Below are 13,584 nucleotides of genomic sequence, written 5' to 3'. Positions count from 1 at the left end.
ATGGGGTCTGTTCTCGGAAGTGGCTTCGGTACGATAGAGTTGTGTGCTCGAGATGGTGAGAGAAAAGAAGATATGAAGGCAGAACGTATCAAGGTTACGGTTGGGGTTTGTGGGGGGATTGCGGCTTACAAGTCTGTGGAGCTGGTGCGTCTGCTGCAGGATGCCGGGTATGACCCACATGTGGTGATGACGGCTGCTGCGGAGAAGTTTGTGACGCCGCTGACGTTTGCAGCGATCTCGGGGCATAAGGTGATTACCTCGTTGTGGAGCGAAGAGGCGGGGACGGGTTCGGCGGAGGAAGACCCGGAGGGCGAGCATAGCAGCGTGGAGCATATACAGGCGGCGCAGTCGACGAGGCTACTGGTGGTGGCTCCGGCGACGGCGAATATGCTGGCGAAGTTTGCGCATGGGCTGGCGGATGATTTTCTTTCGACGATGTACCTGGCGACGACGGCTCCGGTGATTGTGGCTCCGGCGATGAATGTGAATATGTGGGAGCATTCGGCGGTGCAGGCGAATGTGGCCACGCTGCGGGCGCGTGGAGTGAAGGTGATTGAGCCGGGGAGCGGGTATCTGGCGTGTGGGATGGTGGGAGGTGGAAGGCTGGCTGAGCCTGCGTCGATTGTGACTGCGGTTGCGGAGATGTTGGCTGAAGGTACAGAAGATGAGGCGTGGCGGCAGGAGCGGCGGGATTTTACCGGCGAGATGGTGCTGGTGACGGCGGGTGGGACGCGGGAGCCGATCGATCCGGTGCGGTTTATCGGGAACCGATCGAGCGGACGGATGGGATATGCGGTCGCGGAGGCGGCGAAGCGGCGGGGGGCGAGGGTGGTGTTGATCAGTGCTCCGACGACGCTGCCTTGTCCGGCGGGTATTGAGGTGGAGCAGGTGGTGAGCGTGGAGGATATGCGGGCGGCTGTAATGGCTCAGCTGAACGAGGCTACCGTGGTGGTGATGGCTGCGGCGGTGAGTGATTATCGGGTGAAGGATGTTGCGGACCGGAAGATGAAGCGCGAGGGGGCGCAGGCCATTTCGCTGGAACTTGCGGGAACGGTAGACATCTTGCGCGAGGTGGTGGGGCGGCGGCGGGATGGAACGCTGGTGGTGGGGTTCGCGGCGGAGACTGAGGATGTTGTGGCGAATGGGCGCGGCAAGCTCGAGCGCAAGGGCGTGGACGCGGTGGTGGTGAATGATGTTTCGAAGGAAGGGATTGGGTTCGATTCGGAGCAGAACGCGGGGAGCTTTTTGACGAAGGATGGGACGGTTGAGTTTCCGGTGATGAGCAAGGTGGAGATGGCGGAACGGATCCTGGACGAGGTGTTGAAGCTGCGGGTTGGGACTGCTCACTGAGGAGATATCTTTGGGTGAGGAGAGGTTGTGTGGGGCACAAATCGTGGCGGGCGGTGCATTCGGGGCGCGCTAACTAGTAAACTAACGGCACATGAGTTTCCGCAAAGCAGTTCTCCTTCTTGCCTCCGTTGCCCTTGTCAGTACCGCCTCCGCTCACGCACAGTTCGGCGTTTATGGCATGTTCACTGTTGACCGGCTGAGCAATATTGCTTCGTCGCCGTTGCCAGCGCCCACGACGGATGATGCTAATGCCCGACTTAACACAGCCGATCCTTTAGGCGGTACAGGCGGTGTCTACTACGACTTCAAGAAGGTTGGGCCGTTCACACTGGGGGCGGACTTGCGTGGCACCATTCTGACGACCAAGCGAGGCGCAAATAACAGTTTCAACGACACTGGAACGCGCATCTACTCCGTGCTCGGTGGGGTTCGTGGTGTGATTCATACTCCGAAAAACTGGCTAAAACCCTATATTCAAGGTTCGGTTGGACTTGGTCGAAGCGACTATGGTCTCTCTAATACCACATCCACCGGCCAGGTGATCCTTTACAACAACTTCGAATATCAGGGATTAGCTGGGTTGGATATCAAGCTGCTGCCCGTCCTTGATTACCGCGTCGCCGAGTTCGGCTATGGCGGTCTTGATCCCTTCGGCACGTATAGCCATAACTATCCGATCAAACAGGTCAGCATGGGCTTTGTGTTCCATCTTCCATTCTAGGAGCGACGGTTCATGCGCGTAGCTCTCTTCGGTGGCAGCTTCGACCCGCCGCATCATGGTCATCTTGCCATCGCTGCGGCGGCGGCGAATGCGCTTCGACTTGATTCTGTTTTGTTCGCTCCTGCAGGTCGCCAACCCCTGAAGCTTGATGGGACGGTCACTTCTTTTGAGGACCGGCTTGCGATGGTAGAGCTTGCGTGCCTTGAGGACTCTCGATTTACGGCATCGGAGATCGATGCGCCCCGGGCCGACGGATTGCCGAATTACACGGTAGATACTTTGAGCGAATTAGAGCGGAGGATGCCGCAGGCTAAGCGCTTCAATCTGGTGGGAGCGGACAGCTTCCTGAGCCTTCCGAAATGGCGCGAGCCCGCACGGCTGCTGGAACTGGCTGAGTGGATTGTGGTGAGCCGGCCGGGGTTCACGATTGGCAGCCTCTCGTTGTTGGGGCTCGATGTGCATCAGCAGAGCCGTGTCCACCTGCTCGACAACGTTCATGAAGATATTGCGGCTACCGGACTTCGGGGCAGGCTGGAGGCGGGCGATCCTTGTGTCGATCTGATTGCGCCGGCCGTTTTGGATTACATACAGAGCCACAACCTTTACCAATAGCGCGAATCCATTCTGGTTTATTGTCTTAGCTACTGGCTAAAGTTCGTTTTTCTCGAAACTTTCCTGAGGCGAAATGTGTCTGTAAAGATATTGCTCCTAACGGACGTCCCTTTTATTTGTTGCATTGGATAAGCTGCTTTGGATTCATTGCGCCTGCAGAAGTAGAGTCGTGATACTTGATGACAGAATTTTTGACACTTCCCACCCTTCCTACGTTTCGCGATCCCGCGGGCAGCGTTGAGGTTCGCCCTGACGGTGCTTACCGGAGCGTTCGCGCTCCTTTCGACACCGAGATTCTCGCCTTTCTGGAGTTGCCGCTCGCGTCCGAACTGGTCGCGCAGGGACGGCTTGTAGCCAGCGAGATAATGTCGGAGCCAGGGGAGATTTTGGTGTTGCGCCATCCGCGCATTTCGTTTCAATCCTACCCCTGGGAGTGGAGTCCGGGGATGTGGCTTGCCGCGGCTGAGCTTACGCTGACTCTGTGCAGCGATCTGGTCAAAGAGGGTTGGCAGCTGAAGGACGCAACACCGCTGAATGTATTGTTCCGAGGCGCACGACCGGTCTTCGTCGATGTGCTTTCGATCGAGCGTGTCGATCCGAATCAACCTATATGGCTCGCGTATGGCCAGTTCGTTCGGACCTTTCTGTTGCCGATGCTGGCTCACTCACGTCTGGGATGGCCGCTGCAACTTTCACTGACGCGCCGCGATGGATATGAACCGGAAGAGGTCTATCCTGCCCTCTCGTTGACTTCGCGATTCACGCGACCTGCGCTGTCCGCAGTCACGCTCCCTTCTCTGTTGGCGAAGAAAAAGAGGGGAAATCCCGGTGCCGTAGCAACGCGGTCGGTAAAAGATCCCGATCTTGCGAAAGAGATTCTGCTCAGGACGTTGGGGACTCTACTGAAGCAGATGCGGAAGGTAACACCGGCTCATCGTTCCTCTACCTGGTCTGATTATGCGGATACCGCGAACCACTACAGCGACGACGATCATGAGGAAAAGCGAAGGTTTGTGAGGGTCGCGCTGGGGAAGGCGCGCCCTTCGAAGACTCTCGACGTGGGTTGCAATACCGGGGTTTACTCAAACCTCGCGGCAGAGGCGGGAGCCGAGGTGGTCTCGATCGACACCGATCTGCAGGCGGTGGATCGTTTATTCGCGGGCCTGAAGGTGAGCGGGAAGAAGATTCTTCCGCTCTGTGTCGATCTTGCCCATCCTACCCCGGCGGCTGGTTGGGAGAATCGCGAGAGCGCATCCTTTCTGGATCGCTGTGCCGGCCAATTCGATACCGTGATGATGCTTGCGGTGTTGCACCATCTGCTGCTTCACAACCAAATACCAATGAAGAGTATCGCCGAACTGTGCAGCAAGCTGACCACGGAACACCTGATCGTGGAGTGGGTGCCACCGACCGATCCGAAGTTTCAGGAGCTTCTGCGCGGCCGCGCAGCACTCTACGAACACATTACCGAGGCATCCTTTCGCGAAGCATTTTATGATGATTTCTCCGTCTCTGATGAGCTGACGCTGGCCAATGGTCGGATTCTCTTTCACCTTCGAAAGAGATAACGCAGGCTTCTGCATTGATTTGAAACCCGCTTGCGGCGGAGCGCGAACTCGCCCGTCTGGGAGAAATGAGGTCGTTATCGTCCGCGTAAAGGCTGGCTTCTGGAGGCGCGACCCGCTACCATGGAAGTCCAAGGAGTCTCATGCCCTCAATTGAAAGTAACCAGCTGCTGCTCGCCGCCGCCGCCGCGTGTGAAGACAAGAAAGCTGAAGATATTCGCATTCTCGCGTTGGATCCGGCCGAGAGCGGCCTGACCGATTACTTCCTGATCTGCAATGGAACCAATGAACGGCAGAACGTTGCCATTACGGATGAGATCGAGCTGCGCCTGAAGCGCGAGTTCGGTGTTTATCCCAACTCTGTCGAGGGGCGCCGCCAGGGTGAGTGGATTTTGATGGACTATGTCGACTTCATCGTTCATGTCTTCTCGGCAGAGAAGCGGGCGTTTTATGGTCTTGAGCGGCTGCGTAAATCCGCGACCACGATCAGCGTGGCCGATCTTGATGCAGAGGTAAGCGCCCGGATCAAGGAAAGTCGCGCCAAGAAGACGACGGTCAAAAAAGCGGCTGTGAAGGTCTCGGCTAAAAAGGCTGCTAAGAAGGCAACTGTGTCCGCCCCTGTAAAGAAAGCAACGGCGAAGAAAACTGCGTCGAAGAAGACGGTGGCCAAAGCTCCGGCGAAAAAGACACCGAAGAAGAGTTCAAAGAAATAATTTCTCGAATCTCGGTCGTTGCGCGGTAGATTCTGACTGAGGATGAAGATAACGCTAGCAGCGGTTCTATCTACGCGTTCGCTCCCCGAGGCCGGGGGGCGGTGGTTTGATGACTATGTCAGCCGCATTGCTCGATACACTCCTTGCGAATCGCAGGCGTTTGAATCGGAGAAGGCGCTGCTTGAGTGGATCGAACGGCAGCAGGGCCGCACCCGTGCTTATGCGATTCTGTTTGACAGTCGTGGTCGCCAGTACAGCTCCGAGGAGTTTGCCGGTCAGGTCGGGCGACTTCGTGATGAGGGGACCCAGAGGGTGGTATTTGCGATCGGTCCGGCGGATGGATGGTCTGCTGCAGCCAAACAGCGTGCCGATCTCCTTCTCTCCCTGGGGCTCATGACTCTGCCCCATCAACTGGCCAGAGTATTCGTGGCAGAGCAGGTCTACCGGGCCTTTACTATCCTGGCAGGCCACCCCTATCATTCAGGCCACTAATCTTCGCTGTCCGTTGTGTATCTCTACTCGTCGATTCGCGCGTCTTTGGCTTTGCGGGGTTTGGAGGTCATCGTCTCCACTACGCATTTCTCGGAGACACGCTGCGGGTTCGCGCATTTGCCGGCGGCAGCGCGCGTGAAGGCACGATAGAGCCGATCCACGTCAACCTGGCCTTTGCGACCCTGCGCCTCAAGGGCGGAGTGCATGGCGGATAGCAGCTCTGACCTTAGTTCATGGAAGACCCTGTCGATATAGATGTACGGCAATTGACCTCCGCGGCTTTGACTCACGATACATTGGCCGGGCACAATGTTGCGCGAGGTATCTGTTGCCTCCGCTTCACTTGGGCCGTAAAACGTCTTCGGGGAGCTGTTTGAAGGAGCCTTCTGCTCTCGCGAGTGATCGTCCTAATCGAGGAAACTCTTAGCGTCCATCCCACAATAGATGACTCTTTTGTGTAGGTTTAGCGCGTGTTTTTGTTTATTCGGGAAGCATCAATAGCCTACGCTGGTGCAAGCGCACATTTGCGCTCTAGGAGCCTTCCCCATGAATAAGTCGATCCGCAATCTCGCGCTCGCCGCCGCTGTCCTCCTCTCCTCCGCTGTTCCTTCTTTCGCGAATATCATGGGCACCAACCCGCACCCCCAGTTAGTGTCCGTTGGTATCTCGCTTGGTGACTACGCGAGTATCGTACTGTCCATCACCGGGCTGTAAGATCGTCTCGGTGAGACTACCGAGGCAGGGATGAATTTATCGGCTCTCGACAACCTATTGTGGGCGGCGGGCTTCCTCGGGCACGTCGCCCTGCTCTTCGTGTTGCTGATGAGGCGTCGCTGGGAGCAGTTTCCTATTCTGACCTGCTTTGCTGCTTACGAAGCGACGGTCACGATCGCGCTCTTTCTTGTGTCGCGATATGGCAGCCAACACGCCTACGCTGTCACCTATTGGATTTTTGGTGGTGGCGACATTTTGTTTCAACTCGGTCTGATCTTCGAGATCTCACGAGTCGTTCTGCGCCCGACAGGAAGTTGGGTACGAGATGCGCGCTCTTCGTTTTTGATCGCGGGAGTGATCGGCACGGCCATCGCTGTCGGGCTTTGCCTGGCGGTGAAGCCGCTAGCTCACTCTACCCTGGGGATTTGGGAGGTTCGCGGAAATCTCTTTACGGCACTTCTGGACTGCGAACTCTTCCTTGCGATGCTTTATGCCGCAAACCGGCTCGGGCTGGAATGGCGGAATCATGTAATGGCACTGGCTCAGGGGGTAACCGCCTGGGCCTTTGGCGCGTTGGTGAGCGATCTGGCGCATATTGTCCTGGGTTGGACGCGTGAATTTCACGTACTGGACTATTCCCTTTCTTTTCTGTATGTTGCGGTTTTGTGTTATTGGATCGTTTCTTTTTGGAGACCGGAAACCGTTCGAGCGCCCTTATCGGAAGAAATGAACGATTATCTGGTTGCTCTTCACAGGAGAGTGCAGTACGATCTTCAGCAGGTCACTCAGACCCGCGATCGCACGTAACCCATATGGCCCCTATAGTCATTACCGCCCTGGTTACTGTCCTGTTAGGTGCTGCGCTCCTGCATTCCTATTTGACTGCAAGACGACTGGCTCGCTGTACGTGGGATGAGTTGGTGGGAAAACTTCATCCGGTTGAGTCGACAGGCGTGATGACAGTGGCATTGAACCATCTTGTGCCACAGAAGGATTCTCTGAATCTGGAGCCCGAGGAGATGTGGAACCTTATGGGCGGCCTGGAGGGGGTTCAGCGTATGCGCGAGAATGGCCGCATATTGATCGCGCTTGCTTCCTATGTGGAACGGTGGAACTTTGACGAAGGCATCATCATTGCCGAACGTATGCGCCGCGATGGATTGCAACTTCGTCGTGCGGTGACACACATCATGCTGGCGACCTTCTTCGGCAGACAAAAGATGCGGGTTCCCTTCTATCTGCACGAGGTGGCTTCTTCGTACTACCTGATGCGGCAGAGGCTGCTGGTTCTGTATGAGACCAATCATGCCGGCCTCTACTCTCGCCTCGCTGAAGCGCTCTAATTCCAACTCAACGACCAAAGCACCGCGCACCCCGTTCAGTCGTTACAATAGGCAGGGCGACGGTCGAAAGGGCATGCAAGGATGAGTTGGTTCAAGCGCGAAGATAACGAGATCGTCAACGACTCGGAGAAGACGGTAAGGACCGAGGGTCTGTGGATTCGTTGCCCCGACTGCGGCAAGATTCTATTCAAAGCCGAGCTCGAATCTAACCAGAAGGTGTGCTGGCATTGCGGTCACCACTTTCGGATCGATGCTCGTACGCGTATCGAAAATCTCCTTGAGCCCGGCTACGAGCTGGTTGACCTGGAACTCCGTTCTACCGATCCGTTGAATTTTACCGACTTGAAGCCCTACAAGCGGCGTCTTGCCGAGGCGCAGAACAAGACGGGCCTGAATGACGCGATCATCAACGCGATTGGGCAGCTTGGGCCACACAACGTCGTGTTGAGTGTGATGGAGTATGGCTTTATCGGCGGAAGCATGGGCGCGGTTGTAGGAGAGACAATTGCCCGTGCGGTGGACCGCTCGCTGGCTACACGCAATCCGTTGATCATTGCTGCGGCGTCGGGGGGCGCTCGAATGATGGAGGGGATCGCTTCGCTGATGCAGCTGGCGAAGATCTCTGCAGGGCTGGCGCGACTGGATGATGCGAAGGTTCCTTACATCTCTGTGATGACCGATCCTACGACGGGAGGCGTTACGGCGAGCTTCGCTATGCTTGGGGATCTGAATATTGCTGAGCCTGGAGCGCTGATCGGTTTCGCGGGGCCCAGAGTCATCGAACAGACGATTCGGCAAAAGTTGCCAGAGGGCTTTCAGCGTTCGGAGTTTTTGCTCGAGCATGGGTTCCTTGATGCGATTGTTTCGCGCAAGGAGATGAAACAGTACCTGTCGCAGACCTTGAGCTGGATGGGTTCTTAGGCGCGACCAGTTCATCTTTGTCTGAATTTTTCTGGTTGGAATGCGGATTCATCGCTGACGCGACATGGCTTGTATGAGATGTCGCTACACTTAAATCGAATGCAGGCCGTCGCTCCATCCCGTACCGCTCTTCGCGTGGCGTTGCGTCGCGCAGCGCATCAACTCTATGATGCGAAGCCCCTCGTCCTCGACGATCCGATCGCTACCGCGATCTTGGGAGAGCGATACGCCGAGGAGCTGCGGCGTACACCGATCCGTCCGGATCGGCCTTTCTCTGTTGCTCTGCGCGCATTTATCGTGGCACGGAGCCGCTATGCAGAAGACATGCTCAATGATGCGGTGGCACAGGGAGTTACTCAGTACGTTCTTCTGGGAGCGGGTCTGGATACGTTTGCACATCGCAACCCGTACTCCAATCTCCGTGTCTTTGAAGTCGACCATCCTGCGACACAGAGTTGGAAGCGAGAGTTATTGGATGAAAGCACACTGCCTTCGCCCAAATATCTTGTGTACGCTCCGGTTGATTTTGAGACACAGGATCTACCCACGCAACTGCGTGCAGCGGGCTTTGATCCTGAGGCTTCCACCTTCTTCGCATGGTTGGGAGTTGTGCCATATCTTACTCACGGCGCTTTTCGGACAACGTTAGATTTCATCGCGTCGCGGCCACGCGGTTCGGGTCTTGTTCTCGACTACGCACAACCTCGATCGGCTCTTCCATTCCGAGAACAGCTGGCTTATGACTCCCTGGCGGCTCGGGTTCAATTGGCGGGGGAGCCCTTCCAGCTATTCTTCACGCCTTCTAAGATTGCGACCGAACTCGATGCTTTTTACAACCTTGATGATCTTGGTTCCCCCGAGATCAACGCGCGCTACTTGGATGGTCGAGCGGATAATTTGCGGGCGCTCGGCAGTGCCGGAAGACTACTGAGCGCCTGGCTCTAAACTTTGACGGGCGGCACAGTTTCGCGCCACATTGATAGAAGTGGCCTGCGTCGGCGATTATGTCTTATGAAGACGACCGACCAGCTGATTCCTTTTTCGAGGATGGCATGACGAAAAAGAACACCGCCATCCATCGCTGCAAGTGGGCTGAGAGCGATCCGTTGATGCAGGCATACCACGATGAAGAGTGGGGCGTGCCGGAGCGCGACAGTCGTGTGCTGTGGGAGGCGCTGATGCTTGACGGATTTCAGGCTGGGCTCTCCTGGATTACTGTCCTGCGAAAGCGCGACGCCTTTCGCAAGGCCTTTTATAACTTCGATCCTAAAAAAGTGGCGCGTATGGGAGAGGCAGACATCGAACGCCTGCTGAAGAATGAGGGCATCATTCGGTCCCGCGCGAAGATTGAAGCGACCATCAACGGAGCAAAGATTTACGTGGCGATGGCTGATGCGGGAGAGGACTTTTCTACCTACATCTGGAAGTTTGCCGGCAACAAGCCGATTCAAAATAGCGGGCCGGTGCCGGCGAAGACTCCGTTGTCTGAGGAGATCTCTGCGGCGTTGAAGAAACGCGGCTTCAAGTTTGTTGGCCCTGTCATCGTGTACGCGTGGATGCAGGCCGTCGGTATCGTCAATGATCACAGCGCAGATTGTTTTCGGCGCAAAGTGCGCTGAGCGGTAGGGACTTCGTGGGTCGGACTATTGCGCGGCTTTGGCTGCGAGCATTCCAGCGGCGGCCAGGTTTGCGGTCAGCTCCTGCGAGAAGCCATGTCGCCGCCGCAGCCATTCCGGATCATTCCAAGAGAGCAGCACTTTGCCATCCGCTCCCTCGGCGACGAGGATCTTCAGAGGTAGATCGAGTGCAGCGCTGGGCGCAGCGAGCATAATGGGAGTTCCGGCCTTCGGGTTTCCAAAGATCAACAGCTTTGTTGGGTGCATCTCGATACCTGCTGCAGCAGCCTCGCCGGAGTGATCCACGATGGTAAAAAGCTTGACGCCCTTTTCCTTGAGGAGAGCTTCTATTCGGGAGACGGTTTCGTCGACTGAGTAACGGCTGGTGCAGGTTTTAATTCCTTCATGGGTCTGCTGGTCGGTCATGAGTCGATCCTCCCTGGTTGTGTCATCGGCGTTAAACCAAGATACCTCCTTGGAAGGAGGTATCTATGGGTTCTCATCGATCGTTGTTTGTGTTTTTACTTCGGTGCGTCTACGGCGGGGACTGCGTTGGGGTAGATGCCGGGAATTGGGGCACTCATCTGCTTTTGCAGTTCGGGATGAGGGAAGGGCTTGCGCGGCATCATGGCTTCGCGTTCGCTGGTGTTGTAGAGGAAGATCGCCTCAACCACTGCTGCCTGCTCAAGGTCGAGAGCGTGCAGGCGGTCGTAGGTGTCCATGTCGGAGTGGTGGGTTCGCGTCTCATAGTCCATGGGATCCTGAATGTACTGGAAGCCGGGTAGGCCAACTGCATCGAAGGACAGGTGATCGGTGCCACCGGTGTTGCGGTAGGAGATGGTGGTTACACCAAGGTCGGCGAGGGGCGCGATCCACTGTTTGAAGATCGGAGCGATTGCCCAGTTCTCCTGCGTGTAGACACCGCGTATCTTGCCGGTTCCGTTGTCGAGGTTGTAGTAGGCATCGAGCGTCTCCCACTCCTTGGTCGTGGACAGTGGACCGCGCTGACGCATGAAGGCAGGCAGGTACGCGGGCTGGGGATCCTTCGGTTCAGCAAAGGTGCCAAAGTGTTGCTTGACGTATCCCAGCGAACCGAAGAGACCTTGCTCTTCGCCGGACCACAAAGCAATGCGGATGGTGCGCTTTGGCTTGATGCCAAGCGATTTCAGAATGCGGACGGCTTCCATCGCTACGATTGAGCCCGCGCCGTTGTCGGTTGCGCCGGTGCCGGAGATCCAGCTGTCCAGGTGGCCGCCGACCATGACGACCTGATCTTTCAACTTTGGATCGGTACCGGGAATTTCAGCTACGGTGTCGAAACCGTGCTCGTGATCGCCAGTGAACTTGGTCTCGATGTTGAGCTCGAGCGTGACCGGGACGTGATTTTCGATCAAGCGTCCGAGGCGGTTATAGTGCTCGATCATCATGACCGCGTTGGGAATGGTGACTGCGTTTTCCTTCTTCTGTGCATCGCGAGCCAGGTTCGCTCCATTGTCGTCGAAGATGATGCCGGTTCCACCGCCGTCGGTGCTATCGCGGCTTGGGGTGATCACGGCTACGGAACCTTCGTCAGCCATCATCTTGAGGGCGGCTTTACGAAGATCGGCCATCTTCAAGCGCTCGGCGACGTACTTTGCAAACTCGGGCGAACCCGGAGTGTAGCGTCCGCCACCCGATTCGTAGGTTTCCATCTCCTTCAGTTCTGCGTCGGTGTAGCGGTGAAAGAGCGGCTCCGTAATGTCTGGGGTGGGGCGCATTGCACCGAGCAGAACGATCTTGCCTTTCAGCGTACCTTATATTTTTCGAGATCGCCCATCTCCTGCACGTTCATGTAGACGACTTCTCCTGTGACCGGCCCGTTGGTCGCCGGGGACCACGGGGCTGCCTGCGCCCAGAGAGGTTCAGGGTCGGGCGAGACCATTCGCACCCAGGTGTTGATCTGCTGCCAGCCCATGCCGAACTCACCCCAGTCTTCCAGGTGTGCGTTTTCGAGGCCAATCTTCGTCAGCGTGTCGCGTGTCCAGGCGTTCGCCTTTGCCATGTTCGGTGAGCCGGTGAGACGCGGCCCGATACCGTCAGCCAATGCTCCACCAAATTCCATGACGTGTGAGTGCTTGAAACCCTCTTCGCGGATGCGGGCATACATCGTCAGATCGATGTTCTCGGTTGCAGGCTGCGGTCCATAGTAGGAAGGCGTTTCAATCGCGGTATCTTTGGTTTTCTTGTCGGCAGCGACTGAGGGGACGGCGAGGCTTGCAATTGCGGCCGTACAACAGCCCCAACGCACAAAAGCACGAACAAATGACATACTTGATGGTCCTCCAGGAAGTGTTTTGAAGAATAGCAGATATCACCAATTGGTCGCGCGGTGAGATTCTTCTGAAGGAGGTTAGCTTTTGCGGAGCTGCCGACGCACCCACAAGGTACCGAGATACAGCAGCGTCACCAACAAAACCAGCGCACCTACGGGAAGTCCGACCCGGGTGTAAGTCAGCGAAAAATCGACCGCGTGGTGCGTTGCCGTGTTGTAAAAGAGGATGCCGACGATCGCGCAGAAGGTTGCCGCGAAGAAAGCTGCAAATCCCAGCGCGAAGCTCATCAAGAGGCTGGTAAACCAGCCGAGGTCTCCCAGGGGAACACCAAATAAGTAGCCCGCGCCAAAGGTTCGGGGCGAGGACGAGCTTCCGTTCTGCGATGCACGCGCCATACCAGTAGAATACTGCTTTATGGCAGAAGGTGTTCAGAGCGAGTTGATTCAGGCGACACAGGTGATCCGCGATGCGGTGGTGCGACAGGCGCCGAACGGCATCCGTTACGCGGCATTCGGCGATAACAATCTGGGTGAGAAGGATCTCGAGCGCATGGTTCAGGCGGTACCAAGCGCTGTCTCCGGTGCGATCACGCGCAAGACTTACTATTTTGTTCCACTAGCTCTAAGTGAGGCCAGGGGGAGTGAATCTACCATGGTTGCGCCTGCCTATACGCCGGAGTTGGGGGACCAGGCGATTTGCCATCGAAACGTAACGCACGATGGCACAGAGGGTGTCTTTATCTCAACCCGCTTGCTGGGAGATCGCTTTGCGCTCGCCTTTGAGTTTTTTATCAACGTCGGTCACGCCTTTGTCGATGCGATCGGTGTTCCCCATGCCTTCGAGCAGCTAGTTTGGGGGCAGGCTCTGGCGGATGTTCGAGGCGAAACCAGTCAGGATGCCTGGGAGAACCGCAGTCAGGCGCTTGGCGGGAAGACGGAACAGACTGAGGTAAAGCCTGTGATCGATGAGAAGGCAAAAACTGCCTTCCTCGAATCTTCGTTCTCGGACGCTATCGCCATTTATCAGCTGTCGCTTTCGGTGGACTTCGACTACTCTGAACTTCGTGAGCGGGAGTATCCGTTGCTCGCACCGCTGGCGCTTGCCGACCGACTTCGTCTAGTGGCTCAACTGTTCCCGCCCAATCCGACTTACGAATTTTCGATTCGATACCGCCGGCGTGCCTGAGTTCCCCGTCAAGGGCGACTTATCTGTGGCCTATCTATAA

The 13,584-nt window shown here is 56.6% G+C and carries 18 protein-coding genes; 13 read left to right on the top strand and 5 right to left on the bottom strand.

From position 1 onward, the window contains the following. Positions 1–72: 72 nt before the first annotated feature. The 6 genes from coaBC (at position 73) to RBB76_RS10270 (ending at position 5,453) form a co-directional block, all read left to right on the top strand. Complete coding sequence (coaBC, locus tag RBB76_RS10295) at positions 73–1,350, top strand: bifunctional phosphopantothenoylcysteine decarboxylase/phosphopantothenate--cysteine ligase CoaBC (RefSeq protein WP_429632120.1); 1,278 nt, start codon at positions 73–75, stop codon at positions 1,348–1,350. Between the two features lie 91 nt (positions 1,351–1,441). After that, positions 1,442–2,071, top strand: coding sequence for a hypothetical protein (locus RBB76_RS10290; protein ID WP_429632118.1), 630 nt, complete (start codon positions 1,442–1,444; stop codon positions 2,069–2,071). A gap of 12 nt (positions 2,072–2,083) precedes the next feature. Further along, positions 2,084–2,683, top strand: a complete 600-nt coding sequence (nadD, locus tag RBB76_RS10285; RefSeq protein ID WP_429632116.1) for a nicotinate-nucleotide adenylyltransferase — start codon at positions 2,084–2,086, stop codon at positions 2,681–2,683. A gap of 179 nt (positions 2,684–2,862) precedes the next feature. Continuing rightward, a complete protein-coding gene (locus RBB76_RS10280) occupies positions 2,863–4,251 on the top strand; it encodes a methyltransferase domain-containing protein (RefSeq protein ID WP_429632114.1) in 1,389 nt (462 codons plus the stop codon). Between the two features lie 140 nt (positions 4,252–4,391). Further along, positions 4,392–4,961 carry a ribosome silencing factor gene (gene rsfS, locus RBB76_RS10275; protein WP_429632112.1) on the top strand — a complete coding sequence of 190 codons (570 nt, stop codon included), beginning with the start codon at positions 4,392–4,394 and terminating at the stop codon, positions 4,959–4,961. A gap of 42 nt (positions 4,962–5,003) precedes the next feature. Continuing rightward, positions 5,004–5,453 (top strand): 23S rRNA (pseudouridine(1915)-N(3))-methyltransferase RlmH, encoded by a 450-nt coding sequence (locus tag RBB76_RS10270; protein WP_429632110.1) that lies wholly within the window; start codon positions 5,004–5,006, stop codon positions 5,451–5,453. 23 nt (positions 5,454–5,476) lie between these two features. On the opposite strand, the gene RBB76_RS10265 is transcribed toward RBB76_RS10270, so the two are convergent. Further along, positions 5,477–5,719 carry a hypothetical protein gene (locus tag RBB76_RS10265; protein WP_429632108.1) on the bottom strand — a complete coding sequence of 81 codons (243 nt, stop codon included), beginning with the start codon at positions 5,717–5,719 and terminating at the stop codon, positions 5,477–5,479. Positions 5,720–5,999: 280 nt separating this feature from the next. Here RBB76_RS10265 and RBB76_RS10260 point away from each other — a divergent pair, with 280 nt between their 5' ends. From RBB76_RS10260 to RBB76_RS10235, 6 genes are all read left to right on the top strand, one after another. Continuing rightward, positions 6,000–6,167: a hypothetical protein gene (locus RBB76_RS10260; protein WP_429632106.1), complete on the top strand. Its 168-nt coding sequence runs from the start codon at positions 6,000–6,002 to the stop codon at positions 6,165–6,167. Positions 6,168–6,197: 30 nt separating this feature from the next. Beyond that, complete coding sequence (locus tag RBB76_RS10255) at positions 6,198–6,974, top strand: hypothetical protein (RefSeq protein WP_429632104.1); 777 nt, start codon at positions 6,198–6,200, stop codon at positions 6,972–6,974. A 5-nt stretch (positions 6,975–6,979) separates the two neighbouring features. After that, complete coding sequence (locus RBB76_RS10250; RefSeq protein WP_429632101.1) at positions 6,980–7,510, top strand: hypothetical protein; 531 nt, start codon at positions 6,980–6,982, stop codon at positions 7,508–7,510. Between the two features lie 81 nt (positions 7,511–7,591). After that, entirely contained in the window at positions 7,592–8,431 is an 840-nt protein-coding gene (gene accD, locus RBB76_RS10245; protein ID WP_429632099.1) for an acetyl-CoA carboxylase, carboxyltransferase subunit beta, read from the top strand. 78 nt (positions 8,432–8,509) lie between these two features. Next, complete coding sequence (locus tag RBB76_RS10240) at positions 8,510–9,376, top strand: class I SAM-dependent methyltransferase (RefSeq protein WP_429632097.1); 867 nt, start codon at positions 8,510–8,512, stop codon at positions 9,374–9,376. A gap of 107 nt (positions 9,377–9,483) precedes the next feature. Then, positions 9,484–10,050 (top strand): DNA-3-methyladenine glycosylase I, encoded by a 567-nt coding sequence (locus RBB76_RS10235; RefSeq protein WP_429632095.1) that lies wholly within the window; start codon positions 9,484–9,486, stop codon positions 10,048–10,050. Between the two features lie 24 nt (positions 10,051–10,074). Here RBB76_RS10235 and RBB76_RS10230 read toward each other — a convergent pair whose 3' ends face one another. The 4 genes from RBB76_RS10230 to RBB76_RS10215 all read right to left on the bottom strand — a co-directional run bounded on the left by RBB76_RS10230 (position 10,075) and on the right by RBB76_RS10215 (position 12,754). Continuing rightward, positions 10,075–10,473, bottom strand: a complete 399-nt coding sequence (locus RBB76_RS10230; protein ID WP_429632093.1) for a DUF302 domain-containing protein — start codon at positions 10,471–10,473, stop codon at positions 10,075–10,077. A gap of 95 nt (positions 10,474–10,568) precedes the next feature. Further along, positions 10,569–11,804: a M20/M25/M40 family metallo-hydrolase gene (locus RBB76_RS10225; protein ID WP_429632090.1), complete on the bottom strand. Its 1,236-nt coding sequence runs from the start codon at positions 11,802–11,804 to the stop codon at positions 10,569–10,571. A 26-nt stretch (positions 11,805–11,830) separates the two neighbouring features. Then, positions 11,831–12,355, bottom strand: a complete 525-nt coding sequence (locus RBB76_RS10220; protein ID WP_429632088.1) for a hypothetical protein — start codon at positions 12,353–12,355, stop codon at positions 11,831–11,833. A gap of 81 nt (positions 12,356–12,436) precedes the next feature. Further along, positions 12,437–12,754: a hypothetical protein gene (locus RBB76_RS10215; protein ID WP_429632086.1), complete on the bottom strand. Its 318-nt coding sequence runs from the start codon at positions 12,752–12,754 to the stop codon at positions 12,437–12,439. A 19-nt stretch (positions 12,755–12,773) separates the two neighbouring features. On the opposite strand from RBB76_RS10215, the gene RBB76_RS10210 reads away from it, so the two are divergent. Next, positions 12,774–13,544: a hypothetical protein gene (locus RBB76_RS10210; RefSeq protein ID WP_429632084.1), complete on the top strand. Its 771-nt coding sequence runs from the start codon at positions 12,774–12,776 to the stop codon at positions 13,542–13,544. The last annotated feature ends 40 nt before the right edge of the window (positions 13,545–13,584 follow it).

The sequence above is a fragment of the Tunturiibacter psychrotolerans genome, from assembly GCF_051013365.1.
GTDB lineage: Bacteria > Acidobacteriota > Terriglobia > Terriglobales > Acidobacteriaceae > Edaphobacter > Edaphobacter psychrotolerans_A.
Note: the sequence above shows the minus strand (reverse complement) of the source record. Positions and strands in the feature narration are given on the sequence as shown.

Excerpts from the sequence above, each read along its gene's own strand:
- RBB76_RS10210 (WP_429632084.1), top strand. The coding sequence starts at position 12,774 with ATGGCAGAAGGTGTTCAGAGCGAGTTGATTCAGGCGACACAGGTGATC.
- coaBC (WP_429632120.1), top strand. The coding sequence starts at position 73 with ATGAAGGCAGAACGTATCAAGGTTACGGTTGGGGTTTGTGGGGGGATT.
- RBB76_RS10225 (WP_429632090.1), bottom strand. The coding sequence starts at position 11,804 with ATGCGCCCCACCCCAGACATTACGGAGCCGCTCTTTCACCGCTACACC.
- RBB76_RS10280 (WP_429632114.1), top strand. The coding sequence starts at position 2,863 with ATGACAGAATTTTTGACACTTCCCACCCTTCCTACGTTTCGCGATCCC.
- RBB76_RS10270 (WP_429632110.1), top strand. The coding sequence starts at position 5,004 with ATGAAGATAACGCTAGCAGCGGTTCTATCTACGCGTTCGCTCCCCGAG.
- nadD (WP_429632116.1), top strand. The coding sequence starts at position 2,084 with ATGCGCGTAGCTCTCTTCGGTGGCAGCTTCGACCCGCCGCATCATGGT.
- rsfS (WP_429632112.1), top strand. The coding sequence starts at position 4,392 with ATGCCCTCAATTGAAAGTAACCAGCTGCTGCTCGCCGCCGCCGCCGCG.
- RBB76_RS10230 (WP_429632093.1), bottom strand. The coding sequence starts at position 10,473 with ATGACCGACCAGCAGACCCATGAAGGAATTAAAACCTGCACCAGCCGT.
- RBB76_RS10290 (WP_429632118.1), top strand. The coding sequence starts at position 1,442 with ATGAGTTTCCGCAAAGCAGTTCTCCTTCTTGCCTCCGTTGCCCTTGTC.
- RBB76_RS10215 (WP_429632086.1), bottom strand. The coding sequence starts at position 12,754 with ATGGCGCGTGCATCGCAGAACGGAAGCTCGTCCTCGCCCCGAACCTTT.
- RBB76_RS10240 (WP_429632097.1), top strand. The coding sequence starts at position 8,510 with ATGTCGCTACACTTAAATCGAATGCAGGCCGTCGCTCCATCCCGTACC.
- RBB76_RS10235 (WP_429632095.1), top strand. The coding sequence starts at position 9,484 with ATGACGAAAAAGAACACCGCCATCCATCGCTGCAAGTGGGCTGAGAGC.
- RBB76_RS10250 (WP_429632101.1), top strand. The coding sequence starts at position 6,980 with ATGGCCCCTATAGTCATTACCGCCCTGGTTACTGTCCTGTTAGGTGCT.
- RBB76_RS10220 (WP_429632088.1), bottom strand. The coding sequence starts at position 12,355 with ATGTCATTTGTTCGTGCTTTTGTGCGTTGGGGCTGTTGTACGGCCGCA.
- RBB76_RS10255 (WP_429632104.1), top strand. The coding sequence starts at position 6,198 with ATGAATTTATCGGCTCTCGACAACCTATTGTGGGCGGCGGGCTTCCTC.
- RBB76_RS10260 (WP_429632106.1), top strand. The coding sequence starts at position 6,000 with ATGAATAAGTCGATCCGCAATCTCGCGCTCGCCGCCGCTGTCCTCCTC.
- accD (WP_429632099.1), top strand. The coding sequence starts at position 7,592 with ATGAGTTGGTTCAAGCGCGAAGATAACGAGATCGTCAACGACTCGGAG.